The sequence below is a fragment of the Streptomyces sp. NPDC007901 genome (assembly GCF_042959465.1).
Lineage (GTDB): Bacteria > Actinomycetota > Actinomycetes > Streptomycetales > Streptomycetaceae > Streptomyces.
On sequence record NZ_JBIBKW010000006.1, the window covers coordinates 410,224 to 432,991 of the forward strand.

The 22,768-nt window shown below is 72.5% G+C and carries 21 protein-coding genes and 1 pseudogene; 7 read left to right on the top strand and 15 right to left on the bottom strand.

Going from position 1 to position 22,768, the window contains the following annotated elements:
• Window positions 1–8: 8 nt before the first annotated feature.
• The 6 genes from ACFZDK_RS22255 to ACFZDK_RS22280 are packed head-to-tail and all read right to left on the bottom strand — an operon-like array spanning window position 9 to window position 5,582.
• Entirely contained in the window at window positions 9–707 is a 699-nt protein-coding gene (locus tag ACFZDK_RS22255; protein ID WP_390974814.1) for an FCD domain-containing protein, read from the bottom strand.
• Between the two features lie 31 nt (window positions 708–738).
• Complete coding sequence (locus ACFZDK_RS22260) at window positions 739–1,740, bottom strand: proline racemase family protein (protein WP_390974816.1); 1,002 nt, start codon at window positions 1,738–1,740, stop codon at window positions 739–741.
• A gap of 31 nt (window positions 1,741–1,771) precedes the next feature.
• Window positions 1,772–2,671: a dihydrodipicolinate synthase family protein gene (locus ACFZDK_RS22265; protein WP_390974818.1), complete on the bottom strand. Its 900-nt coding sequence runs from the start codon at window positions 2,669–2,671 to the stop codon at window positions 1,772–1,774.
• A gap of 52 nt (window positions 2,672–2,723) precedes the next feature.
• Complete coding sequence (locus ACFZDK_RS22270) at window positions 2,724–4,142, bottom strand: FAD-dependent oxidoreductase (RefSeq protein ID WP_390974819.1); 1,419 nt, start codon at window positions 4,140–4,142, stop codon at window positions 2,724–2,726.
• The gene (locus ACFZDK_RS22275) at window positions 4,135–4,434 is read right to left on the bottom strand and encodes a 2Fe-2S iron-sulfur cluster-binding protein (protein WP_390974821.1); all 300 of its coding nucleotides are present in this window, start codon (window positions 4,432–4,434) and stop codon (window positions 4,135–4,137) included. Before ACFZDK_RS22275 ends, ACFZDK_RS22270 begins: the two co-directional genes overlap by 8 nt.
• Entirely contained in the window at window positions 4,431–5,582 is a 1,152-nt protein-coding gene (locus ACFZDK_RS22280; RefSeq protein ID WP_390974822.1) for an FAD-dependent oxidoreductase, read from the bottom strand. Before ACFZDK_RS22280 ends, ACFZDK_RS22275 begins: the two co-directional genes overlap by 4 nt.
• 158 nt (window positions 5,583–5,740) lie before the next feature.
• Here ACFZDK_RS22280 and ACFZDK_RS22285 point away from each other — a divergent pair, with 158 nt between their 5' ends.
• The gene (locus tag ACFZDK_RS22285; RefSeq protein ID WP_390974823.1) at window positions 5,741–6,106 is read left to right on the top strand and encodes a cupin domain-containing protein; all 366 of its coding nucleotides are present in this window, start codon (window positions 5,741–5,743) and stop codon (window positions 6,104–6,106) included.
• A gap of 83 nt (window positions 6,107–6,189) precedes the next feature.
• On the opposite strand, the gene ACFZDK_RS22290 is transcribed toward ACFZDK_RS22285, so the two are convergent.
• Entirely contained in the window at window positions 6,190–7,551 is a 1,362-nt protein-coding gene (locus ACFZDK_RS22290) for a VWA domain-containing protein (protein ID WP_390974825.1), read from the bottom strand.
• The gene (locus ACFZDK_RS22295) at window positions 7,548–8,405 is read right to left on the bottom strand and encodes an AAA family ATPase (protein WP_390974827.1); all 858 of its coding nucleotides are present in this window, start codon (window positions 8,403–8,405) and stop codon (window positions 7,548–7,550) included. The genes ACFZDK_RS22290 and ACFZDK_RS22295 overlap by 4 nt, the downstream gene beginning before the upstream one ends.
• 197 nt (window positions 8,406–8,602) lie before the next feature.
• Between ACFZDK_RS22295 and ACFZDK_RS22300 the strand changes: the two genes are divergently transcribed.
• The 5 genes from ACFZDK_RS22300 to ACFZDK_RS22320 are packed head-to-tail and all read left to right on the top strand — an operon-like array spanning window position 8,603 to window position 11,998.
• Window positions 8,603–9,016: a TetR/AcrR family transcriptional regulator gene (locus ACFZDK_RS22300; protein ID WP_390974829.1), complete on the top strand. Its 414-nt coding sequence runs from the start codon at window positions 8,603–8,605 to the stop codon at window positions 9,014–9,016.
• 59 nt (window positions 9,017–9,075) lie between these two features.
• Window positions 9,076–9,756 carry an ABC transporter permease subunit gene (locus ACFZDK_RS22305; RefSeq protein ID WP_390974831.1) on the top strand — a complete coding sequence of 227 codons (681 nt, stop codon included), beginning with the start codon at window positions 9,076–9,078 and terminating at the stop codon, window positions 9,754–9,756.
• Window positions 9,753–10,424 (top strand): ABC transporter permease subunit, encoded by a 672-nt coding sequence (locus ACFZDK_RS22310; protein ID WP_390974833.1) that lies wholly within the window; start codon window positions 9,753–9,755, stop codon window positions 10,422–10,424. The genes ACFZDK_RS22305 and ACFZDK_RS22310 overlap by 4 nt, the downstream gene beginning before the upstream one ends.
• Window positions 10,421–11,359 carry a glycine betaine ABC transporter substrate-binding protein gene (locus ACFZDK_RS22315; protein ID WP_390974835.1) on the top strand — a complete coding sequence of 313 codons (939 nt, stop codon included), beginning with the start codon at window positions 10,421–10,423 and terminating at the stop codon, window positions 11,357–11,359. The genes ACFZDK_RS22310 and ACFZDK_RS22315 overlap by 4 nt, the downstream gene beginning before the upstream one ends.
• Before the next feature lie 42 nt (window positions 11,360–11,401).
• Window positions 11,402–11,998 (top strand): hypothetical protein, encoded by a 597-nt coding sequence (locus tag ACFZDK_RS22320; protein WP_390974837.1) that lies wholly within the window; start codon window positions 11,402–11,404, stop codon window positions 11,996–11,998.
• 20 nt (window positions 11,999–12,018) lie between these two features.
• On the opposite strand, the gene ACFZDK_RS22325 is transcribed toward ACFZDK_RS22320, so the two are convergent.
• Window positions 12,019–13,173, bottom strand: a complete 1,155-nt coding sequence (locus ACFZDK_RS22325; RefSeq protein WP_390974839.1) for a betaine/proline/choline family ABC transporter ATP-binding protein — start codon at window positions 13,171–13,173, stop codon at window positions 12,019–12,021.
• A gap of 225 nt (window positions 13,174–13,398) precedes the next feature.
• Here ACFZDK_RS22325 and ACFZDK_RS22330 point away from each other — a divergent pair.
• Window positions 13,399–15,000, top strand: a pseudogene (locus ACFZDK_RS22330) (alpha-L-rhamnosidase N-terminal domain-containing protein).
• Here the strand turns inward: ACFZDK_RS22330 and ACFZDK_RS22335 are convergent.
• The 6 genes from ACFZDK_RS22335 to rhaI form a co-directional block, all read right to left on the bottom strand.
• The gene (locus tag ACFZDK_RS22335) at window positions 14,973–15,632 is read right to left on the bottom strand and encodes an LUD domain-containing protein (protein WP_390974841.1); all 660 of its coding nucleotides are present in this window, start codon (window positions 15,630–15,632) and stop codon (window positions 14,973–14,975) included. The pseudogene ACFZDK_RS22330 and the gene ACFZDK_RS22335 overlap by 28 nt on opposite strands.
• Window positions 15,629–17,107: a LutB/LldF family L-lactate oxidation iron-sulfur protein gene (locus ACFZDK_RS22340; RefSeq protein WP_390974843.1), complete on the bottom strand. Its 1,479-nt coding sequence runs from the start codon at window positions 17,105–17,107 to the stop codon at window positions 15,629–15,631. The genes ACFZDK_RS22335 and ACFZDK_RS22340 overlap by 4 nt, the downstream gene beginning before the upstream one ends.
• On the bottom strand, window positions 17,104–17,859 hold the full coding sequence (locus ACFZDK_RS22345; RefSeq protein ID WP_390974845.1) for a heterodisulfide reductase-related iron-sulfur binding cluster: 756 nt from the start codon (window positions 17,857–17,859) through the stop codon (window positions 17,104–17,106). The genes ACFZDK_RS22340 and ACFZDK_RS22345 overlap by 4 nt, the downstream gene beginning before the upstream one ends.
• A gap of 70 nt (window positions 17,860–17,929) precedes the next feature.
• The gene (locus tag ACFZDK_RS22350) at window positions 17,930–19,375 is read right to left on the bottom strand and encodes an FGGY-family carbohydrate kinase (RefSeq protein ID WP_390974847.1); all 1,446 of its coding nucleotides are present in this window, start codon (window positions 19,373–19,375) and stop codon (window positions 17,930–17,932) included.
• Window positions 19,372–21,411, bottom strand: coding sequence for a bifunctional aldolase/short-chain dehydrogenase (locus tag ACFZDK_RS22355; RefSeq protein WP_390974848.1), 2,040 nt, complete (start codon window positions 21,409–21,411; stop codon window positions 19,372–19,374). The genes ACFZDK_RS22350 and ACFZDK_RS22355 overlap by 4 nt, the downstream gene beginning before the upstream one ends.
• A gap of 146 nt (window positions 21,412–21,557) precedes the next feature.
• Window positions 21,558–22,718, bottom strand: coding sequence for an L-rhamnose isomerase (gene rhaI / locus ACFZDK_RS22360; protein WP_390974849.1), 1,161 nt, complete (start codon window positions 22,716–22,718; stop codon window positions 21,558–21,560).
• Window positions 22,719–22,768: the final 50 nt, after the last annotated feature.

The following is a 22,768-nucleotide window of genomic DNA, read 5'->3' on the forward strand; positions in this document are numbered from 1 at the left end:
GGGCGGGGTCAGTCGTTCGTGGGCTGCCCGGCCGCCCACAGGCCGCGGACGTGGCCCAGGTGGCGGGTCATGATCTCGTGGACGCCCTGTTCGTCGCGGGCGAGCAGGGCGTCGAGGAGTTCCAGGTGCTCCTCGGCGGAGGCCTTCAGCCGGCCGGCCGCCACCAGCGCCGTCAGCCCGTACAGCCGCGAGCGGCGCCGCAGGTCCCGTACCACCTCGACGAGACGGTCGTTGCCCGCCAGCGCCAGCAGCCCCAGATGGAAGGTGAGATCGGCCTCGACATACGCGATCAAGTCCCCCTTCACGGCCGAGGTGACGATCTCCAGGGCCACCGGGCGCAGCGCCTCCAGGTCGTCCGGGTCGGCGGTGGCCGCGAGGCCCACGGTCGTCGGGATCTCGATCAGGGACCGGACGTGGGTGTACTCGTCGAGCTCCTTCTCGGAGACGACGGTGACCCGGAACCCCTTGTTCGGGACGATCTCGACCATGCCCTCCTTCACCAGTTCGAGCATGGCCTCGCGCACCGGGGTCGCGGAGACGCCCAGCCGGGGGGCGAGCCCCGGCGCCGAGTACACCTCGCCGGGGCGGAGTTCGCCGGCGATCAGCGCGGCGCGCAGCACATCCACGACCCGCTCCCGGAAGTTGGGCTTGCGGCCGCCCAGCGCGGGGATGGCGGGGGCGGGCGAACTGCTGGGCCGGTCGGCCATGGTGGAACTCCTGGGAGAGGTACGGGGGCGGTCAGAGGACGAAGCCGGCCGGGAACGGGTCGGTGGGGTCCAGTAGATACTGGGCGGTACCGGTGATCCAGGCGCGGCCCGTGAAGCTTGGCAGGACCGCGGGGACGCCCGCGACCTCGGTGGTGCCGAGCAGCCGGCCGGTGAAGTGGGTGCCGATGAAGGACTCGTTCACGAACTCGGTGTCCAGGGGGAGTTCGCCGCGCGCGTGCAGCTGGGCCATCCGCGCGCTGGTGCCGGTGCCGCAGGGGGAGCGGTCGAACCAGCCGGGGTGGATGGCCATCGCGTGCCGAGAGCGGCGGGCCGTGGAGCCCGGCGCGACCAGGTGGACGTGGTGGCAGCCGCGGATGGACGGATCCTCCGGATGCACCGGCTCCCCCTCCGCGTTGATCGCCTCCATGAGGGACAGCCCGGCGGCGAGGATGTCGTCCTTGCGGGTGCGGTCGAAGGGGAGACCGAACTCTTCCAGGGGGAGGATGGCGTAGAAGTTACCGCCATATGCCATGTCATATGTCACACTCCGCCCATCGGCGAGGGTGATCTTGCGGTCCAGCCCCACCACGAACGACGGCACGTTCTTCAGGGTGACGTGCCGCGCCGCCCCGTCCGCCACGGCGACCTCGGCGACGACAAGACCGGCCGGGGTGTCGAGCCGAATGGTGGTGACCGGCTCGACGACCTCCACCATCCCGGTCTCGACCAGCACGGTCGCCACCCCGATCGTGCCGTGCCCGCACATCGGCAGATAGCCGGACACCTCGATGTAGACCACCCCCCAGTCGCAGTCCGGCCGGGTCGGCGGCTGCAGGATCGCCCCGCTCATCGCGGAGTGCCCGCGCGGCTCGTTCATCAGCAACTGCTTGATGTCGTCGCGGTGTTCACGGAAGTACAGCCGCCGCTCGTTCATCGTCGCGCCGGGGACGGTGCCGACCCCGCCGGTGATCACCCGGGTGGGCATGCCCTCGGTGTGCGAGTCGACGGCGTGCAGGACGAGTTTGCTGCGCATGACGCTCCTCGTGAGTGGGGGGCCGGGCCGCTTACGCCAGTCCGGCCGCGACGGCCTTCTCGGTGGCCGCGCGGACCACGGCCTCCTGCTCGGGCAGCAGCGGCACGCGCGGCGGCCGGCAGGTACCGCCGTGGCGCCCGACGATGTCCATCGACAACTTGATGGCCTGCACGAACTCCACCTTGGAGTCCCAGCGCAGCAGCGGGTGCAGCAGCTCGTACAGCCGCTTGGCGGTGTCCAGGTCGCCGCGCACCGCCGCGTGGTACAGCTCGACGGTCGCCGACGGCAGCGCGTTCGGGTAGCCGGCCACCCAGCCCTTGGCACCCGCGACCGCGAGCTCCAGCAGGACGTCGTCGGCGCCGATCAACAGGTCCAGCTCCGGGGCAAGTTCGGCCAGCTGGTAGGCCCGGCGGACATCGCCGGAGAACTCCTTCACGGCGTGGATGTACCCCTCGCCGTGCAGCTTGGCGAGCAGGTCCGGGACGAGGTCGACCTTGGTGTCGATGGGGTTGTTGTACGCCACGACCGGCACCCCCGCCTTCGCGACCTCCGCGTAGTGCGCAAGGACCGACCGCTCGTCGGCGCGGTAGGCGTTGGGCGGCAGCAGCATCACGGCCCCGCAGCCGGCGTCCCGGGCCTGCTCGGCCCAGCGGCGGGCCTCGGCCGAGCCGTAGGCGGCGACACCGGGCATCACCCGCGCGCCGCCGATCGCGGCCACGGCGGTCTCCACGACCCGGGCGCGCTCCTCGGGGGTGAGCACCTGGTACTCGCCGAGCGAGCCGTTCGGTACGACGCCGTCGCAGCCGTTCTCGACCAGCCAGACGCAGTGCTCGGCGTACTTGTCGTAGTCGACGGAGTGGTCGTCGGCGAGGGGGAGTGCGGTGGCTACCAGGACGCCGCGCCAAGGGCGAGGGTGGGTTGTGGTGGTCATGCGGTTCCCTCCGGTGGAATGTGACATATCACTGTTGCTCGCACTGCTGCTCTCACTGCCGTTGCGACTGCGGCTCGTCGTCATCACCGGCCCGCGCCAGCACACCCAGCGGTACCGGTCGCGCGAATGGTCTCGTCCCCGCCGTCTCCGGGCACCCGGTGAGCCCCGCCACGGCGGGCCCGCACATCCGGCCCTGGCACCAGCCCATCCCGGCCCGGGTGAGGAGCTTGACGGTCCGGACGTCGCCCGCGCCCAGTTCGGTCACGGCCCGGCGGACCGCCCCGGCCGTCACCTCCTCGCAGCGGCAGACCACCGTGTCGTCGGTGACCTGCTCGGCCCAGTGGGCGGGCGGCGCACAGGCCGCGTCCACCGCCGCGAAGAACCGGCGCAGTCCCGCACGGGCTCCGGCGGCCTGCGCCCAGTCGCGCGGGTCCGGTTCCGAGCCCGACAGCCGGGCGGCGGCCGACCGTCCCGCGATGTGCCCCTCGGCGAGGGCGAGGTCCGCGCCGCCGACACCGGTGGCCTCGCCCGCCGCCCACACCCCCGGTACGTCGGTGCGCTGCTCGTCGTCCACGTGCACCGCGACGCCGTCGACACGGCAGCCCAGCCCCTGGGCGAGATCGGTGTGCGGCAGCATGCCGTGCCCCACGGCCAGGGTGTCGCAGTCGACGCGCCGCCGGGTGTCCGGCCGTACCCGGCCCTCGGCATCCAGCGCGGCGACGGTGACTGCTTCGAGGCGCTGGTCGCCGTGCGCTTCGACGACCGTGTGGTGGACCAGGGTGCGCACCCGGTGCCGTACCAACTGGCCCGCGTACCGGGCGCCTTCGGCGAGCTTGGCGGGCCGCGCGGCCAGGGCCCGGGACCGTCGTACGAAGGCCCGGGGGTCGGCGGACTCGACCAGCGCCGCCACCCGGGCGCCGGCCGCCGCGAGGCCGGTGGCGACGGGCAGCAGCAGCGGTCCGGTGCCGGCGACGACGGCCGTGCGTCCGGGGAGCACCAGTCCGCCCTTGAGCATGGCCTGGGCGCCGCCCGCGGTGACGACACCGGGGAGCGTCCAGCCGGGGAAGGGCAGTACCTTCTCGTAGCCGCCGGTGGCGAGCAGGACCGCGTTCGCGCGGACCTCCTCCGGCCGCTCCTGCTCCGGACCGAGCAGGGCGTGCACGGTGAAGCCCTCCGGCCGTCGCTCCACGAACCACACATGACGGTCCCGGAGATGTGTGACGTGCCCGGCCTCCAGCTGCCGGTCGAGCCCGTCGCGCAGGCGCACCCAGCTGGGCCGGTGGTGGTGCAGTGCCTGCGGCCGGAGGGCGCCGAGCCCCGCGGCGGGCTGCCGGTAGAACTGACCGCCCGCCTCGGGCGCGGCGTCGATCAGGGTGACGCGCACCCCGTGCCGGGCGGCGGCCAGGGTGGCCGCGAGACCGGCCGGGCCCGCGCCGATGACGGCGAGGTGGGGGCGGGGCCGCTCAGTCATCGTGACCCGTGCCCTCCTGCGTGCGGATCGCGTCGCCCGGGCGCAGGGGCACCAGACAAGCCCGTTGGTTGGGGCGGTCGTTGACGGTGACCAGGCAGTCGAAGCAGACGCCGATCCCGCAGAAGACCCCGCGGGGACGGCCCTCGCCCCGGGTGGTCCGCCAGGATGTGACACCGGCCGCCCACAGCGCGGCGGCGACCGTCTGGCCCGGCCACGCCTCGATCTCCCGGCCGTCGAAGGTGACGGTGAAGGCGGTGCCCGGGCGGGCCCGGGCCTGGTCCAGCGGATTCACGCGGCCTCCTCGGCGAAACGCTCGGGACGGAACGGCGTCAGATCCAGCTCCGGGGTCCTGCCGGTGAGCACCTGGGCGATCAACTGCCCGGTGCCGGTGGCGAGTCCGATGCCCGCGCCCTCGTGCCCGCAGGCGTGCAGGAGACCGGGGGCGCGGGGGTCGGGACCGATCGCGGGCAGATGGTCCGGCAGGTACGGGCGGAAACCCAGGTAGCCGCGGATCGCCCGGACGTCCGACAGGAACGGGAACAGCCGGGTCGCGCTCGCCGCCAGCGCCCGTACGACGGGCAGCGAGAACGACCGGTCGAAGCCGACGCGTTCCCGGCTCGCGCCGATCAGGATCGGCCCGGCCGCGGTGCCCTCGACGACCGGCGAGGTCTGCAGCGCGGCCGAGTCGCTGGCCACGTCGGCGACGTAGTCGGCGGCGTACACCTTGTGCCGGACCCGGCGCGGCAGCGGCTCGGTGACCAGGACGAAGCCGCGCCGGGGCAGGACGGGCAGGTGCACCCCGGCGAGGGCGGCCAGCTCGCCGCCCCAGGTCCCGGCCGCGTTCACCACGGCCGGGGCGTGGATCTCGCCGTGGTCGGTGCGGACTCCGCGTACGGCACCGTCGGCGCCGCGCAGCACGCCCGTCACCGTGCGGCCTGTCGACAGACGGGCGCCCGCGGCCCGTAGCAGGTGTGCGGCGGCCAGCGTCGGCATGACCTGGGCGTCCTGGGGGTAGCGCACCGCGCCGGCCAGGCCGGGTGCCAGGTGCGGTTCCAGCTCGCGGAGTTGCTGCGTGTCGACGCTCTCCGCCGTCACCCCGGCGGCCCGTTGCCCGGCCGCGAACTCCTCCAGGGCGGTGAGCCCCTCGGGGCCGGCGGCGACGACGATCCCGCCCTTCGGCTCGTACTCGATCCGGGCACCCAGCTCCCCGGCCAGGTCGGCCCACAACCGGCCGGACAGCAGGGCGAGTTCGAGCTCGGGCCCGGGCTCCTTGTCGGAGACCAGCAGGTTCCCCTCGCCCGCCCCCGTGGTACCGCCGGCCACCGGACCACGGTCCACCACGACGACGTCCAGGCCCTCCCGAGCGGCGTACAGGGCACACGCGGCGCCCATCATGCCCGCCCCGATGACCACGACATCGCAGGTCAGTCGCATGCTCACGGCAGTAATATGTCACATGGCACACAGCCCGGGGAAGACCGCGACGACCGCTTCGGCCCCCCTCGCCGCCCCGCCCGGCACAGCCGCCCGAATGGCGCTCCCGACTTGACAGGCAGACGATGGAGTGATGGACGGGAGTTCGAAGGGAGGACACCGTCATGCTGGAGATAAAGACGGTCGACAAGCCGGACGAGCGGCGTGATTTCCCCCGTGGCCACCTGGAGGCCGTGCACATGACCGGCCTCGACTTCGCGGTCGCCACCTTCGAGCCGGGCTGGCGCTGGACGGAGTCGGTGGGGCCGATCGCGGGCACCGAGACCTGCATGGTCCACCACAACGGCTATGTGGTGCAGGGCCGGATGCACCTGGTCATGGACGACGGCGGCGAGGGCGAGATCGGCCCCGGAGACGTCTTCGTCTGCCCGCCGGGCCACGACGCCTGGGTCGTGGGCGACGAGCAGGTGATCCTGTACGACTTCGCCGGCGGCATGGCGACGGACTACGCGAAGGCCAAGGAGGGCTGAGGGCGGTCGTCGGGTGCCGTCACCGTACGTGGGCGACCGCACCCTCCTCTGTCACCCCGCCGGAGTGCCGCCCCGCCCGGGGGTCACACCGGCAGCAGCCGCGCGACCAGTCCGCTGAGCTGGCGGACCGTGCGGCACTCGTGCATCTCCACCAGCTCCGCGTACTCGGGCGCGGCGGAGTCGCCGGTGCCCCACAGGGAGTGTCCCTCGGGGTTCAACCAGTAGACGCGGCGCGCCTGCTGGGCGATCCGGCGGACGGCGGCGAGGTTCGGGTCGAGGTTGTTGGTGCGGGCGTCGCCGAGCACGAACACCGTGGTGCGCGGGCCCACCGCGGCGCCGTACCGCTCCGCGAACTCGCCCAGCGCCATGCCGTAGTCGCTGCTGCCGTGCCAGCCGGTGAGGGTCGCCTCGGCGCGGATCCGGGTGCCGAGTCCCTCCGGGTCGGCCCGGCCGTGCTCCAGCAGGCCGGTCACCTCGTCGATGCGGTTGACGAAGGCGAACACCCGGACCTTGCTGAACTGGTCGTGCAGCGCCTGCACCAGCAGCATCGTGAAGTCCGAGAACCCCGCCACCGAGCCCGAGACATCGCAGAGCAGCACCAGTTCGGGGCGGACGGGCCGGCGCCGGCGCAGCACCGGCCGCATCGGCACCCCGCCGGTCGACAGCGAGCCGCGCAGGGTGCGCCGCAGGTCGATGGTGCCCCGCGCGGCCCGGCGGCGGCGTGCGGCCAACCGGGTCGCCAGCTTCCGGGCCAGCGGCTGGACCGCCCTGCGCAGCTCGGTGAGTTGGTCCCGCCCGGCGGACAGGAAGTCCACCCGGTCCGCGCTCGGCGCCACCGCCCGCCGGGCGATCTCGTCCCGTCCGCGCCGCTCCGCCACCCGCCGCCGGGCCTCCGCCGCGACCATGCCCCGGAACGTCTCGATCCGCCGCCGGATCTCGTCGTCGAGCAGCCGGTCCGCGAACTGCGCGCCGGATCCGCCTCGCATACGCACATCCGTGCGCACCCGTGCCAGCAGCGTCTGCGGCCGCAGCCGGTCCAGGGTCTGGTACGACGACCAGCCGTCCGAACCCGGCGAACTCCCGTATCCGCCCAGGCCGTCCACGGCCTCGGCCGCCAACCGGCGCAGCAGCGCTGAGTCGTCGTCGGCGAGCGCGGCCGCGATCCGGTCCCGCAGCTCCTCCCGGTCGGCGGAGCCGGTGCCCGGTCCGCCCACCCCGCGCGGGAAGTAGAGGTCGAAGACCTGGTCGAACACGCCCCGTTGGCCCGGGCCGTGCAGCAGGGTCGCGGCCAGCCCCTCGCGCAGCAGCTCCCGGTCGGCGAGGCCCAGCGCCTCGACCGCCCGGGCCGCGTCCACGCTCTCCCCGGTGCCGACCCGCACCCCGTGCCCGCGCAGCGCGCCGACCAGGGAGGTGATCCGCTCGGCGACATCGGCCCCGGAACTCACAGCGCGTCCAGGTCCAGCTTGGCCGCCGCCTTCTGGATGTCCTCCTGGTGCTTGAGGATGACGCCCAGGGAGTCCCGTACGACCTGCTCGTCCAGGGTGTCGGCGCCCAGCGCCAGCAGGGTGCGGGCCCAGTCGATGGTCTCGGCCACCGACGGTGCCTTGCGCAGGTCCATCGCGCGCAGCGCCCCGACCACCCGGACCACCGAACCGGCCAGCGCCTCGGTGAGGCCGGGCACCTTCAGCCGTACGATCCGGCGCTCCAGCTCCTCCTCCGGGAACCCGATGTGCAGGAAGAGGCAGCGGCGGCGCAGCGCCTCGGACAGCTCGCGGCTGGCGTTGGAGGTGAGCACCACGAAGGGGCGGCGGGTCGCGGTGACCGTGCCCAGCTCGGGGACGGTCACCTGGAAGTCGCTGAGCACCTCCAGGAGCAGGCCCTCCACCTCGACGTCGGCCTTGTCGGTCTCGTCGATCAGCAGCACCTTCGGGTCGTCGCCCCGGATCGCGGTGAGCAGCGGGCGGGGGAGCAGGAACTCCTCGCTGAAGATGTCGGTACGGGTCTCGTCCCAGGTCTCGTCCCGGCCGGCGCTGATGCGCAGCAGCTGCTTGGCGTGGTTCCACTCGTACAGGGCCCGGGACTCGTCCACGCCCTCGTAGCACTGCAGGCGCACCAGCCGGGCCCCGGCGACCTCGGCCACGGCCTTGGCCAGCTCGGTCTTGCCGACCCCGGCGGGGCCCTCGACGAGCAGCGGCTTGCCCAGCCGGTCGGCCAGGAAGACGGTGGTGGCGACGGCGGGGGAGGCGAGATAGCCGGTCTCCGCGAGGCGCGCGGAGACGTCGTCGACGGAAGTGAACAACGGGGGCCTCCGGCTGGGGGTCGTGGGACAAGCCCGTGCAACAGGGTCAGAGCTCCTATCTAAGCGCTTGTTCACCCTGCTTGCCACCCTGTATACCGATCGGTTTCCTCGCCGGTCTCCGCGCGGAAACCTCGGCGGCATCGCCACCACGGACAAGGCGTCCCGCGCGACCGGCTGCTCGACGCTGCCATGACCAGGTGCTGGCCGCCAGCCTGGAGCGCCGCAGGCCCTGGTGCGAGGCCCGGCTCAGGTCACCGGACGCCCAGTCGGCCACCCCGCGCGAACGGATCCAGTACGTGTTCCGGCGGGCGGCGGAGAACGCGGCGGCCCCCGGCTGCTGCGGCTGCCCGTACCTCGCCGTCCTGGTCGAGCTGAAGGACGGCGAGCATCCCGCGAGCGTGGTGGCCCGAGCGGCCAAGGAACTGTTGAGGGGCTGCTTCGAGGAGCAGGCCGGACAGGGCGGCGCGGGGGATCCCGCCCTCCTCGCCCGCCAGCTCGTGCTGATCTTCGACGGGGCCAGTGCCCGGGCCGGCGCCCGGATCGAGCACCTCGACGACGGCCTGCTCACGGCGACGGCGACCACGCTGCTGGACGCGGCCGGCGTGAAGTAGCCGCCCGGACGGGTCACCACAACGCGCCGAGCCGGTCCCCCGTCCGCTGCAATGGACGCGTGACCGCGCCCCCGGACGACTGCCTCGCGCGCAACGAGTGGATCTGCGGCGCCTATCTGACCAGCCGCCGCCAGATCCTCCTCGACGCGGTCGGACAGCACCTCCGGCTCACCGCGCTCTCGGTGCTCATCGGACTCGTCCTCGCCGTCCCGCTGGCCGTGCTGGCCCGCCGCTGGCGGTGGTCGGCCGGACCGGTCCTCGGCGTCACGACCGTCCTCTACACCATCCCGTCCCTGGCGATGTTCTCCCTGCTCCTGCCCGTGTACGGCCTCTCCGCCACCCTGGTCGTGGCCGGTCTGGTGCTCTACTCGCTCACCCTGCTCGTCCGGAACATCCTCGCGGGACTGCGCGCCGTCCCCGAGGAGACCCGGCAGGCCGCCCGGGGCCTCGGCTACGGCCCGATCCGACTCCTGCTCACCGTCGAACTGCCCCTCGCCCTGCCCGCCGCGATGGCCGGCCTGCGCATCGCCACCGTCTCCGCGGTCTCCCTGGTCACCGTCGGCGCGATCGTCGGCTTCGGCGGGCTCGGCAACCTCATCTACGCCGGCATGAACACCTACTTCAAGGCGCAGGTGCTCACCGCCTCCGTGCTGTGCGTGCTGATCGCCGTCGCCGCCGACCTGCTGCTGCTCGGCGTCCAGTGGCTGATCACGCCGTGGACCCGGGCGGCCCGCGCGTGAACACGCTCGGCGAGGCCTGGGCCTGGCTCACCGACGCCGCGCACTGGGCGGGCGACGACGGCATCGGGCACCGGCTGCTCCAGCACCTCGTGCTCACCGTCGTGTGCCTCGTGATCAGCTGCCTCATCGCGCTGCCGGTCGCACTGGTCCTCGGCCACCTCGGCAAGGGCGGCGCGCTGGCGGTGAACATCTCCAACGTGGGCCGGGCCGTGCCCACCTTCGCCGTCCTGGTCCTGCTGCTGCTCACCCCCGTCGGCCGATGGGGCGAGGGCCCCACGGTCGTGGCCCTGGTCCTGTTCGCCGTACCGCCGCTGCTCACCAACGCCTACGTCGGGATGCGCGAGGTCGACCGGAACATCGTGCGGGCCGCGCGGGGCATGGGGATGACCGGGCGACAGATGTTGTTTCACGTGGAACTGCCCCTTTCGCTCCCTCTGGTCCTCACCGGGGTGCGGATCGCCGCCGTGCAGCTCGTCGCCACGGCCACCATCGCCGCGCTCGCCGGCGGCGGCGGACTCGGCCGGATCATCACCGCCGGATTCAACCTGGCCAGCACACCCATGGTGGTCGCCGGGGCGATCCTGGTCGCCGCCTTCGCCCTGCTCGTCGAGGGCGTCTTCGCCCTCGTGGAACGGCTCGCCCCGATGTGGGTGCGGGGCTCGCGATGAGACTCCGTGCGGCGGCCGTCGCCGTACTCCTCACCCTCACCGCCTGCACCACCGGCCCCTCCCTGGAGAACCGCGGCGAGGTCACCGCGCCCCCGGGCGACAGCAGGCACCTGACCATCGGCTCCGCCGGCTTCACCGAGAGCGACCTGCTCGCCCAGCTGTACGCGCAGCTGCTGCACCAGGCCGGCTACCGGACCTCGCTCCTCACGGTCGCCAACCGCGAACTCTACGAACCCGCCCTGCAGTCCGGGCAGATCGACGTCGTCCCCGAATACGCGGCCACCTTCGCCGACTGGCTCAACGCCAGGACCAACGGCCCCGACGCGCCGCCCGTGGGCTCGCCCGACCTCGCCGCCACGATGACGGCCCTGCGCCGCCTCGCCACACCGCGCGGTCTCACCGTCCTCGCCCCGGGCCGGGCCGTGGACCAGAACGCCTTCGCGGTGACCGCCGCCTACGCCCGCGAGCACCACCTCAGGACGCTCAGCGACCTCGGCGCCTCGGGATTGAAGGTACGGCTCGCGGCGGGCGACGAATGCGTGCAACGGCCGTACTGCGAACCCGGGTTGAAGAAGGTCTACGGCATCGACATCACCGGCATCGACCCCAAGGGCGTCGGAACCACCCAGGCCAAGCTGGCCGTCCAGCACGGCCAGGACCAGATGGTGCTGACCACCACCACGGACGCGACCCTGGACCAGTTCGGCCTGGTCCTGCTCGCCGACGACCGGCATCTGCAGAACGCCGACTACGTCGTCCCGGTCGTCAACCGCTCGCGGGCGGGCGGCGAGCGGGTGACGAAGGCGCTCGGCCGGCTCAACGACGTCCTCACCACCGCCGACCTGGCCTCGATGAACCAGCAGGTGGACAGCTGGCGGCGACTGGCCCAGGACGTGGCCCGGACGTATCTGCGGGACAAGGGCCTGCTGAAGTGACGGCCGGGGCCCGTTGTCAGTGGCGGGCGGTACGTTCCTGGCATGGGGATCTATCTGGTGAGTGTCGGTGCGCAGGAGTGGTGCGACGGCGACGAGGACGAGGGCGGCAAGGGAGCCGTCGCCTCGGCGTTCGACGCGGAACTGCGGCGGCGCGGTCTCGCGCCCTACGAGTCGGTGCCCGAGGCGGCCGCCTTCGTCCGGGGCTCGGGGCTGTCGTTCGAGGAGAAGCTCGTGCCCACCATGGCCGGGTTCGCCGCGCTGTGCCGCGAGCATCTCGCACCGCGCGAGACGGAGCTGCTGCTGGGCTGGTCGGTGCTGGTGCCGATCTCCCTCGACGAGGAGATCCGGCTGCCGCTGCACTCCTCCTACGACGACGAGACGGTGGTCGCCGGCGCCCCCGAGGTGCTGGCCCTGGCGCAGCGCCTGGCGACCGCGATCTCGCTGCCCGTCGACGTGATACCCGAGGCGTGCGACAACCTCGATCTGACGATGTGGTTCCTGGACGGCCCGGCGAAGGAGGTGGCCGCCGCCCGGCCCGGTCCCTGGGGCGAGGACCTGGACGCCGCCTTCTATGTCGCGCTGTTCCTGCGGGCCGCCCAGCACTCGCTGCGGCGCGGCTGCCCGATGACGTACTGCTGACGGACACCGGCCGTCGCAGGTCAGGCGTCCGACACCGAGTCGAACGGCACCTGACCGCGTGACACCCCGCGCGCTTCCGCGTCCACCGAGCGGCGCAGCGCCTCGTGCAGCTTGGCCGGGGTGAGCACCCCGAGGAAACGCGAGCCGTCCAGCACCGCCACCCACCCGGCGTCGTACTGCAGCATCACACCGAACGCCTGCTTCAGCGGGGCGCCCACCGGCACCCAGGCGGTCATCCGGTGGGCGAGCCCGCCCACCGTGCCGCCCGTCGCCAGCTCGTCGAGGCCGACCCAGCCGTGCAGATCGCCGTCCCCGTCCAGGACCACGGCCCACCGCGCCCCCTCGGCCCGCAGCCGTGCCGCGGCGCTCCCGGCGGACTCCTGCGGGCGGGCGACCGGCGGCTGCTCCAGGTCGTCCGGCTCGATGTCGGTCACCGACAGCCGCTTCAGCCCCCGGTCGGCGCCGACGAACCCGGCGACGTACGGCGTGGCCGGGGTGCCCAGCACCGCCCCGGGCGTGTCGAACTGCTCGATGCGCCCCTGCCCGTACACCGCGATCCGGTCCCCGAGCCGTACCGCCTCCTCGATGTCGTGCGTGACCAGCAGGACCGTCTTGCGCACGGCGGCCTGCATCCGCAGGAACTCCTCCTGCAACTGCTCCCGCACCACCGGGTCCACCGCACCGAACGGCTCGTCCATCAGCAGCACCGGGGGATCGGCGGCCAGCGCCCGCGCCACGCCGACCCGCTGCCGCTGGCCGCCGGAGAGCTGGTCCGGGTAGCGCGGCCCGTACGTCGCCGGATCCAGGCCCACCAGGTCGAGCAACTCGGCGGCGCGCTCGCGGGCCTTCGCCCGCTTCCAGCCGAGCAGGGTCGGGACGGTCGCCGTGTTGTCGAGGATCGTCCGGTGCGGGAACAGCCCCACCTGCTGGATGACATAGCCGATCCGGCGGCGCAGCCGGACCGGGTCGACCCGCGCGATGTCCTCGTCGTCGACGAGGATCCGGCCCGAGGTCGGTTCGATGAGCCGGTTGACCATCATCATCGTGGTGGTCTTGCCGCACCCGGAGGGGCCGACGAGCGTGACCAGTTCGCCCTCGGCCACCTCGAAGGAGAGGCCGTCCACGGCGGTCGTACCGTCCGGATACCGCTTGGTCACCTGCTCGAACCGGATCATCCCCTCACGCTAGCCCCGGCCCCTCCGGGGTGCCTGGCTCCGATTTTGAAAAGTTTCAAACAGATCTTGCTTCGCCTGGACGGATCCCGAGGCTGTTGGAAACTGTGGGAAATTCTTGCTGTTCGAGCCGTCGACACGTGTCACTGGCGCCACTATCTTCAACCGTCGATCGATCTGAATCGATACAACTCCGCCTCAACTCCGACTGGCCGAAGGGATGACGGCATGACTGACGGAGGACACCGGAACGATCACGAAGGGGTCCGGCGCCGGACCGTGCTGACCACCGCGCTGGGAGCCGTACCGCTGGTGATGGCGGGCGGTGCCGGCATCGCGTCCGCCGCCACGCCCGCCGGAACCGGCACGCTGGTGACCGGTCTGACGGTCGAGCACCGCACCGACCCGCTCGGCGTCGACGCCGAGCGCCCGCGCTTCGGCTGGCGCACCGCCTCCCCGGTCCGCGGCCGCCGCCAGACGGCCTACCGCGTCCGGGTCACCCGGCACGGCGCACGCGTCTGGGACACCGGCCGGGTGCCGTCGTCCGACGCGGTGGCCGTGCGCTACGACGGCCCCGCCCTGACCGCCTCCACCCGCTACGACTGGACCGTGACCGTCTGGCACGAGGACGGCCGCGCCACCACCTCCCACCCCGCCCGCTTCGAGACCGGCCTGCTGAGCACCGACGGCGTCATCGGCTGGGACGGCGCCCAGTGGATCGGCATGGCCGGCAAGCAGCCCAACAGCGCCGGCGCCCCGCTGCTGCGCCGCCAGACCACCCTCACCGGCCGCGCGGTGCGCGAGGCCCGGCTCTACATCTCGGCACTCGGCGTGTACGAGGCCCACGTCAACGGGCACCGGGTCACCGTGCCCCAGGACCAGGGCAGCACACCGGAGTTGCCGGCCCCGGGCCGGACGAACTACGACAGCCGGATCAGCTACCTGACCTACGACGTCACCGCCGCCCTGGTGGCGGGGGAGCGGCAGGTCACCCTGGCCGCCGTGCTGGGCAACGGCTGGTACAACGGCCGGGTCTCGGACGGCAGCACCTACTAGGCAGCGGATGGCAACGCCCTCGCCCTGAAGGCCAAGCTGCTGATCGGCTACGCCGACGGCAGTACCCAGTCGGTCGTCACCGAACCCGGCGCGGCCGGGCGCGCCACCGACACCGGCCCCCACCGCGCCGACGACATCTACGACGGCCAGACCTACGACGCCCGCCGAGAACACCCTCTCCGTCGGCTTCCTCGGCGTGAACGTCCTCGCCCCCGTCCTCACCGACGAGGGCCACGCCGACCTCGCCTACCGGCTCCTCCACCAGGGCGCCATGCCGTCCTGGCTGTTCTCCGTGAAGAACGGAGCCACCACGGTCTGGGAGCGCTGGAACTCCTACTCGAAGGCAGACGGCTTCGGCCCGGTCGAGATGAACTCCTTCAACCACTACTCCTACGGCGCGATCATGGAGTGGATGTACACGTCCATGGCCGGCATCGCCGGGGACCCGGACCACCCCGGCTTCAAGCACTTCCTGCTGCGACCGCACCTCGACCCGACCGGAAAAATCACCCGGGTCTCCGGCTCGCATCTCTCCCCGTACGGCGAGATCGTCAGCGCATGGCAGGTGACGGGCCGTCAACTCGCCTCCCGGGCCCAGGTCCCCGCCAACAGCACGGCGACCCTGCGCATCCCCACGACCGACCCCGGCACCGTCCGCGAGGGCCGCACCCCGCTCTCCCGGATCCAGGGCGTGCGGTACCGGGCTTCACGGACGGCATCGCCTCGTACGAACTGCCCTCCGGCACCTACGAGGTGACCTCGTCGCTCGGCTGAGCACCGCTGACGAGGAGCACCTCCAGGGTGCGCGGGCCGTGCACCCCCTCGACCCGGTCCAGCTCGATGTCGCTGGTGGCCGAAGGGCCGGAGATCCAGGTCGACGGCCGGGTCGGGTCGAGGCGTTCGAGGGCCTGGGGCACCGAGGAGACGACCTGGTCGGGGACCCGTACGACGCAGATGTGGTGATCCGGGATCAGCGTGATCCGGCGGCGGCCCTGCTCCGGGCCGCCGTCCAGCACGATGGTCCCGGTCTCGGCGATCGCCACCGCACAGCCGGTGACCACACTCTCCACCGTGTCCAGTTCGTCGGGTGTGCTCTCGGCACGGTCGTGGACCCGGGTGGCGTCGGCGGCCGACATCCACTCCGGCGGCAGCCCCGGGGGCACCAGCACGTGCTGCGACCCGCGCTGGGCGAGCAACCGCATGATGGCGTGGGGGAGTTCGTCCTCGGTGGTGCGGTGCACGACCGCCCGGTAGTCCGCCAGGTTCTCGGCGAGCAGCTCCACCGTCTCCGCGACGCTCCGCCCGCCGTGCTCGCGCAGATACGCCCGCTCGACCGGCGGGTCCTCGTCCCGCACGTCGGCCAGCGCGCGCCGCACCCGGCCCAGGATCCGTTCCCTGCTGCTCACTTCGCACCGCTCCTTCCGCCGCCGGTCCGCTGCCACCAGTCCCGGAACGGCTCCGCCGGTACGGCCGGCAGGTCCCGTGTGCCGCTCCACGCCCGGCCCGGCCCGGGGAGCGTCCTCGGGTGCAGGCGGCGGCTGCGGGAGGCGAGCCGCTGGCCGGTGCGCAGGGCCGCCGGGTGGGAGAACGCCCAGCGGGCCGCGCGCATCGCCGCCCGCTCGGCCGCGTGCCCCTTGGCCGGCTTGAGCACCACCTTGTTGCCGCCCCGGATCGTCTCGCCGCCCTCGACGACCCGCTCGCGCAGGTGCACCAGCACCTCGGGGATGTCGATGGCGACCGGACAGACCTCGTAGCAGGCCCCGCACAGGGAGGAGGCGTACGGCAGGGAGGCGTCGATCTCGCTCTGCGTGCCCCGGAGCTGGGGGCTGAGGATGGCACCGATCGGGCCCGGGTAGACCGAGCCGTAGGCGTGGCCGCCCGCCCGCTCGTACACCGGGCAGACGTTGAGACAGGCCGAGCAGCGGATGCAGCGCAGGGCCTGGCGGCCGACCTCGTCGGCGAGGGTGTCGGTGCGGCCGTTGTCGAGCAGGACCAGGTGGAAGGTGCTGGGGCCGTCGCCGTCCGTGGTGCCGGTCCACATCGAGGTGTACGGGTTCATGCGCTCGGCCGTCGACGAGCGGGGGAGTGTCTGCAGGAAGACCTCCAAGTCCCGCCAGGACGGCACGATCTTCTCGATGCCCACGACCGAGATCAGCGTCTCGGGGAGGGTCAGGCACATCCGCCCGTTGCCCTCGGACTCGACGACGACCAGGGTGCCGGTCTCGGCGACCATGAAGTTGGCGCCGGAGATGCCGACCTTGGCGCGCAGGAACTTCTCCCGGAGATGGAGCCGGGCCGCCTCGGCGAGTTCGGCGGGTGTGTCGGTCAGCCCCTCGGGCGCCGGGCGCCCCCACTCGCCCATCTCACGCCGGAAGATGTCCCTGATCTCCCCCCGGTTGCGATGGATCGCGGGGACCAGGATGTGCGAGGGCCGGTCATGGCCCAACTGCACGATCAGCTCGGCGAGATCGGTCTCGTAGGCCCGGATACCCTCGGCCTCCAGCGCCTCGTTGAGCCCGATCTCCTGCGTGGCCATCGACTTGACCTTGACGACCTCCGACTCACCGGTCGCCTTGACCAGGTCGGCGACGATCCGGTTGGCCTCGTCGGCGTCCGCCGCCCAGTGGACCGTGCCGCCGGCCGCCGTCACCGACTCCTCCAACCGGACCAGATACCGGTCGAGATGACGGAGCGTGTGGTCCTTGATCCGCTTGCCCGCCTCGCGCAGCGCCGCCCAGTCGGACACCTCGGCGACCGCCTTGGCCCGCTTGGCCCGGATGGTGTGCGTGGCATGGCGCAGGTTCCCGCGCAGGGTGGGATTGTTGACCGCCTCGTGCGCGGCCTTCGGAAAGGCCGGCATCCCCAGATACGTTCCGCTCATACGGCCGGCTCCTCCTCGGTGCTCGCCAGGATCTCCGCGATGTGCACCGGCCGCATCGCGGTGCCGAGCCGGGTCATGGTGCCGCCGAGGTGCATCAGACAGGAGTTGTCGGCCGCGCAGAGCACCTCGGCGCCCGTCGACTCGGCGTTGCGCACCTTGTCGGCGCCCATCGCCGCCGAGACGTCGGGGTTCTTCACCGCGAACGTGCCGCCGAACCCACAGCACTCCTCCGCGCCCGGCAACTCCACCAACTCCAGCCCCTTGACGGCCTGGAGCAGCCGGCGCGGCCGCTCCCCGAGCCCGAGGCTCCGCAGCCCGTGACAGGTCGGGTGGTATGTCACATGGTGCGGATAATAGGCCCCGACATCGGTCACCCCCAGCACATCCACCAGGAACTCCGTCAGCTCGTACGTCTTCGGCACCACCGGCGCCAGCGCACTCGCGAGCCCGCCCCCGCGCCCCTCCGCCCGGGCTCGCTCGCCCATCCTCGGATACAGCTCCCGCACCATCGCCCCGCACGACCCGGACGGGGTCACGATCGCCTCGTACTCCCCGAAGACATCGGAGAAATGCCGGGCCAGCGGCTCCGCCTCGTGACGGTAGCCGGTGTTGTAGTGGGCCTGCCCGCAGCAGGTCTGCGCCATCGGGAAATCGACCTCGACGCCCAGCCTGGTCAGGAGTTTCACCACGGCACGGCCGGTGTCCGGATAGAGCGTGTCGTTGACGCAGGTCAGGAAGAGAGCGACACGCATCGCGGCTCCTAGGGGTCGATCATCGGATGAGTGCAGAGTAGTAGGCCGACGCGGACAAGGGGAGACCGGCTCACCGCGCGGCGAGCCGGGCCTCGGCCGCAGCCCAGCGGGCGGTGTCGCCGCGCGGCGCGTACCGGGTCAGCGGCTGGGTGCGGACGAGCAGCCGCCGCAGGTCCGCGAGGTCGCCGCCCAGACCCTGGGCGCGGGCCTGGACCAGCACGTTCCCGAGGGCCGCCGCCTCGGTCGGACCCGCCACCACCGGCAGTCCGCAGGCGTCGGCGGTGAGCTGGCACAGCAGCGCGTTGCGGGTGCCCCCGCCGACCACGTACACCGTGTCCACCGGATGGTCGGCGAGCCGCTGCGCCTCGGCGACCGCCCGCCGATGGGCCAGCGCCAGCGAGTCGAGAATGCACCGGGTGGTCTCGCCGGGCGTCCGTGGCACCGGCTGCCCGGACGCCCGGCAGGCCTCGGCGATCCGCTCCGGCATCCGCCCGGGCGCCAGGAACCCGGCGTCCCCCGCGTCCACCACGGACCGCAGCGCCGGCACGGTGGCCGCATCCCGCAGCAGTCCGCCCAGATCCGGGTCGCCCCAGGACCGCACGCACTCCTGCAGCAGCCACAGCCCCATGATGTTGCGCAGATAGCGGACCGTGCCGTCGAGCCCCAGCTCGTTGGTGAAGTTGGCGGCCCGGCTCTCCTCGGTCAGGACGGGCGCGGCCAGTTCGAGCCCGGCCAGCGACCAGGTGCCGGTGCAGATGTAGGCGAACCGCTCGCCCGTCGCCGGGACGGCGGCGACCGCCGACGCGGTGTCGTGCGAGCCGACCGCGGTCACCGGCACCGGCCCGGTCAGCCCCGTCTCCTCCAGGACCTCCGGCCGCAGCACCCCGGCCGGGTCCCCGGGCCGCCGCAGCGGCGCGAACAGCCCCAGGTCGATGCCCACCCGGTCCGCGACCTCGTAGGACCAGTCGCGGGTCCGGGGATCGATCAGCTGGGTGGTGGAGGCGTTGGTCAGCTCGGTGCCCTGCTCGCCGGTCAGCCAGTACGACAGCAGGTCGGGGATGAGCAGCAGCCGCTCGGCCCGCGCGAACTGGGCACTCGAACGGGCCGCCGCCAGCTGGTACAGGGTGTTGAAGGGCGCGTACTGCAGCCCCGTGTGGCTGTACAGCTCCGCCGCAGGCAGGGTCGCCCACACCTTCTCGGCGACGCCCTCCGTCCGGGCGTCCCGGTAGTGCACCGGGTTGCCGAGCAGCGCCCCGTCGGCGTCCAGCAGCCCGTAGTCCACGGCCCAGCTGTCGAGCCCGACGGAGTCCACCTGGCCGGCCGCCCGCAGCCCCTCCAACACCCCCGCGTACAGGGCGAGCACGTCCCACCGCAGCCCTTCCGGCACCCGCACCGGCCGGTTCACGAACCGGTGCGCCTCGGTCAGCTCCAGCGAGTCCGGACCCACCCGGCCGACCATGACCCGCCCACTGGACGCGCCCAGGTCGACCGCGGCACAGGACCTGACGGCGGTCATCGCAGGAACGCGGCCGCCACACCCGCGTCGACGGGGACATGCAGCCCGGTGGTGTGGGTGAGCTCCCCGCCCGTCAGCGCGAACACGGCGTTCGCCACATGTTCGGGCAGCACCTCGCGCTTGAGGATGGTCCGCTGCGCGTAGAACTCGCCGAGCTTCGACTCCTCCACCCCGTACACGGCGGCCCGCTGGGCACCCCACCCCCCGGCGAAGATCCCCGACCCGCGCACCACACCGTCCGGGTTGACGCCGTTGACGCGAATGCCGTGCTCACCCAGCTCGGCGGCCAGCAGCCGCACCTGATGAGCCTGGTCCGCCTTGGTGGCGGAGTAGGCGATGTTGTTGGGCCCGGCGAACACCGCGTTCTTCGAGGCGATGTAGACGATGTCCCCGCCCAGCCCCTGCCCGATCATCACCCGGGCCGCCTCCCGTGACACCAGGAACGAGCCTCGGGCCATGATGTCGTGCTGGAGGTCCCAGTCCTTCGCCGACGTCTCCAGCAGCGGCTTGGAGATGGAGATCCCCGCGTTGTTGACGACGAGGTCGACCCCGCCGAAGGCGAGTGCGGCGGCCCGGAAGGCGGCGGCGATCTGCTCCTCGTCCGTCACGTCGACGGCGACCGCGACGGCCCTGTCCGGCCCGCCGAGCTCCTCGGCCACCGCGGCCGCGCCCTCCGCGTTCAGATCGGCGACGAGCACACAGGCCCCCTCCGCCACCAGCCGCCGCGCGATCGCCTTCCCGATCCCGCTGCCGGCCCCCGTCACCAGCGCCACCCGGGTCGCCAGGGCCTTCGGCTTCGGCATCCGCCGCAGCTTGGCCTCCTCCAGCGCCCAGTACTCGATCCGGAACTTCTCCGACTCCTCGATGGGCGCGTACGTCGACACGGCCTCCGCCCCGCGCATCACGTTGATGGCGTTGACGTAGAACTCACCGGCCACCCGCGCGGTCTGCTTGTCCTTCCCGAAGCTGAACATGCCGACCCCGGGCACCAGCACGATCGCCGGGTCGGCCCCGCGCATCGCGGGGGAGTCGGGCAGGGCGTGCCGCTCGTAGTAGGCGGCGTACTCCTCCCGGTACACGGCGTGCAGCTCCTTCAGCCGCGCGATCGCCTCGTCGAGGGGCGCGGCCGGCGGCAGGTCGAGGACGAGCGGCCGTACCTTCGTCCGCAGGAAGTGATCCGGGCAGGAGGTGCCCAGCGCGGCGAGCCGCGGATGCTCCGCCCGAGCCAGGAAGTCCAGTACCACCTCGGCGTCGGTGAAGTGCCCGACCTGCGCCCGGTCCTGGGAGGCGACCGCCCGGACGTACGGCGCGAGCGCCGCCGCCCGCTCCCGCCGCTCGGCCTCCGGCAGCGCGCCGTACCCCTCGACGACGGGCCCGAAGGGCTCCGCCCTGCCCCGCTCGGCCAGAAAGGCCTCGGCGGCGCGGATGATGTGCAGCGAGTTCCGCTCGCACTCCTCGGAGCTGTCGCCCCACGCGGTGATCCCGTGCCCGCCGAGGACGCACCCGACGGCCTGCGGGTTGGCGGCCTTGACCGCCGCGATGTCCAGCCCCAGCTGGAACCCCGGCCTTCGCCACGGCACCCACACCACGCTGTCCCCGAAACACTCGGCGGTCAGCTTCTCCCCGTCCGCGGCACAGGCCAGCGCGATCCCGGAGTCCGGGTGCAGATGATCGACGTGCGGCGCGTCCACCAGCCCGTGCATCGCGGTGTCGATCGACGGAGCCGCCCCGCCCTTGCCGTGCAGGCAGAAGTCGAAGGCGGCGACCATCTCGTCCTCCCGGTCGACCCCCGGGTAGACATCGGCGAGCGCACGGAGCCGGTCGAGCCGCAGCACGGCGAGCCCGCCCTCGGTGAGCGTGCCCAGGTCACCACCGGACCCCTTCACCCACATCAGCTCGACATCACCCCCGGTGACGGGGTCGGTGGCGGTGCCCTTGGCGGATGCGTTTCCGCCGGCGTAGTTCGTATGACGAGGATCGGCACCGAGCCGATGAGAACGGGAGAGGAGGGCGGCGGCTTCGGGATGGGTGGTCATGAAGGTCCTTGACTTCTTGAACGTACGGGGGAATGGTGCGCCCCGTCAGGGGCGCGGGGCTGCATTACATATGCGGCTACCGCCGCGCGGGCGCGACCAGCCACATCCGGCCCGCACTCCGCGACGAAACAGATCAAGGCAGATGCTTACGCCCCCCACCCCGCCTGCTGCCCTCCGACCCGCTCCGCGACAATCTTCTCGGCCCACCCCGACCGGCGGTACGCCGCGATGGGGTCGGCCTCCAAGCCCATCTCGGCCCTGACCTCCCGCAGCAACGGCCGCACATCCGTGTCGTACGCATCCATCAAGACGGCGTTGGCGGCGAGCACATCCCCCGCGACCTGCGCCGCACCCAGAGCCACCCGGTCCACCAGCAACGCCTTCGCCGTCGCCTCCTGCACGTTCATCACCGACCGGATGATCGCCGGGATCTTCGCCTCGATGTTGTGGCACTGGTCGAGCATGAAGGCCACCTCGGAGGTGAACCCGCCCCCGCGCACCACCTCGCACATGATCCGGAACAGCTGGAACGGATCCGCGGCCCCGACCATGAGGTCGTCGTCCGCGTAGAACCGCGAGTTGAAGTCGAACCCGCCGAGCTTCCCCTCCCGCAGCAGCGTGGCGACGATGAACTCGATGTTGGTGCCCGGCGCGTGGTGGCCCGTGTCGACCACGACCTGCGCCTTCGGCCCCAGCTTCAGACAGTGGGCGTAGGCCGTCCCCCAGTCCGGCACGTCCGTCGTATAGAAGGACGGCTCGAAGAGCTTGTACTCCAGCAGCATCCGCTGCCCCTCGCCCAGCCGCTCGTACACCTCGGCCAGCCCCTCGGCCAGCCGGTCCTGCCGCCCCCGGATGTCGTCCTGCCCGGGATAGTTGGTGCCGTCCGCGAACCACAGCTTCAGGTCGCCCGACCCCGTCGCGTCCATGATGTCGACGCACTCCAGGAGATGGTCGACGGCCTTGCGGCGCACCGCCGCGTCCGGGTGGCAGATGCTGCCCAGCTTGTAGTCGTCGTCCTGGAAGGTGTTGGAGTTGATCGCCCCCAGCTTCAGCCCGCGGTCCTCGGCGTGCTTGGCCAGGTCCGCATAGTCGTCCACCTTGTCCCAGGGGATGTGCAGCGCCACCGTCGGCGCGACCCCGGTCACCGCGTGGACCTGCGCCGCGTCGTCGAGCTTCTCCTTCGGCGTGCGCGGCACGCCCTGCTGGGCGAACACCTTGAAACGGGTCCCCGAGTTTCCGTACGCCCACGACGGCGTCTCGACGGCCTGGGTCTTCAGCGCGGCCTTCACCGCGGCGAGGTCGGTCACTTAGGGGCTCCTGGGGTGAATGATGAAACGATTCAGAACGGCAAAGTATG

Bases quoted from the DNA above. Each gene is read 5' to 3' on its own strand.
- ACFZDK_RS22285 (WP_390974823.1), top strand. From the start codon at position 5,741: ATGCTGGAGATAAAGACGGTCGACAAGCCGGACGAGCGGCGTGATTTC.
- ACFZDK_RS22355 (WP_390974848.1), bottom strand. From the start codon at position 21,411: ATGACCACCCATCCCGAAGCCGCCGCCCTCCTCTCCCGTTCTCATCGG.
- ACFZDK_RS22315 (WP_390974835.1), top strand. From the start codon at position 10,421: ATGAGACTCCGTGCGGCGGCCGTCGCCGTACTCCTCACCCTCACCGCC.
- ACFZDK_RS22260 (WP_390974816.1), bottom strand. From the start codon at position 1,740: ATGCGCAGCAAACTCGTCCTGCACGCCGTCGACTCGCACACCGAGGGC.
- ACFZDK_RS22255 (WP_390974814.1), bottom strand. From the start codon at position 707: ATGGCCGACCGGCCCAGCAGTTCGCCCGCCCCCGCCATCCCCGCGCTG.
- ACFZDK_RS22350 (WP_390974847.1), bottom strand. From the start codon at position 19,375: ATGACCGCCGTCAGGTCCTGTGCCGCGGTCGACCTGGGCGCGTCCAGT.
- ACFZDK_RS22270 (WP_390974819.1), bottom strand. From the start codon at position 4,142: ATGACTGAGCGGCCCCGCCCCCACCTCGCCGTCATCGGCGCGGGCCCG.
- ACFZDK_RS22265 (WP_390974818.1), bottom strand. From the start codon at position 2,671: ATGACCACCACAACCCACCCTCGCCCTTGGCGCGGCGTCCTGGTAGCC.
- ACFZDK_RS22340 (WP_390974843.1), bottom strand. From the start codon at position 17,107: ATGAGCGGAACGTATCTGGGGATGCCGGCCTTTCCGAAGGCCGCGCAC.
- ACFZDK_RS22325 (WP_390974839.1), bottom strand. From the start codon at position 13,173: ATGATCCGGTTCGAGCAGGTGACCAAGCGGTATCCGGACGGTACGACC.
- ACFZDK_RS22345 (WP_390974845.1), bottom strand. From the start codon at position 17,859: ATGCGTGTCGCTCTCTTCCTGACCTGCGTCAACGACACGCTCTATCCG.
- ACFZDK_RS22320 (WP_390974837.1), top strand. From the start codon at position 11,402: ATGGGGATCTATCTGGTGAGTGTCGGTGCGCAGGAGTGGTGCGACGGC.